Here is a 796-nt window from a genome sequence, read left to right on the forward strand (position 1 = left end):
AAACGGTCATTATTTCTTTTTCTTTTACACTGTAAATACTGTCAACCTTTTTAACGTAAGAATCTGTCATTTCTTGTATATCAATTTCAGCATTTCCTTTTTGATCTTCTGAGGCGTCTTCTAACTTTTTAATGTCGTTATTGGCATCTTTTCTAGCATTTCTAATACCAATTTTAGCATCTTCAGCTTCAGCCTTAGCTTGTTTAGCTAAGTCTTTTCTGCGCTCTTCAGTTAATGGTGGTACGTTAATTATAATGGTTTCACCATTATTCATAGGGTTAAAACCTAGGTTTGCTAGCATAATACCTCTTTCAATTTCTTGTAGCATAGCTTTTTCCCATGGTTGTACAGTAATGGTTCTACCATCGGGTGTGTTTACGTTTGCTACTTGGTTTAGTGGTGTTTGCGAGCCGTAATAATCTACCATAACGCTGCCTAACATGGCAGGACTTGCTTTACCAGCTCTAATGTTAACTAATTGTTTTTCTAAGTGTTTAATAGCACTATCCATAGATTCTTTAGTGCTGTCTAATATAAATTGTATGTCTTCGTTCATTAGTATTAATTTTTTAAAGCGAAATAGTTCAAAAATTACGCCAAATTTATACGTTAACTACGGTGCCTATTGCTTCACCTGATACTACTTTTAATAAATTTCCTTTTTTATTCATATCGAAAACAATTATTGGTAATTGGTTTTCTTGACTTAAAGTGAATGCTGTTGTATCCATTACTTTCAACCCTTTGCTTAAAACTTCATCAAAAGAAATAGAGTTGAATTTTATAGCTTCTTTAT

Annotated in this window: 1 protein-coding gene and 1 pseudogene; both read right to left on the reverse strand. The window is 32.5% G+C overall.

The features are described from left to right. Positions 1–556, reverse strand: a 556-nt coding sequence (gene frr, locus FUA24_RS08200; protein WP_147131173.1) for a ribosome recycling factor, incomplete at its 3' end; no start/stop codon positions are given. Between the two features lie 46 nt (positions 557–602). Continuing rightward, a pseudogene (pyrH, locus tag FUA24_RS08205) lies at positions 603–796 on the reverse strand (UMP kinase); the annotation flags it as partial.

It is taken from the genome of Seonamhaeicola marinus, from assembly GCF_008085455.1.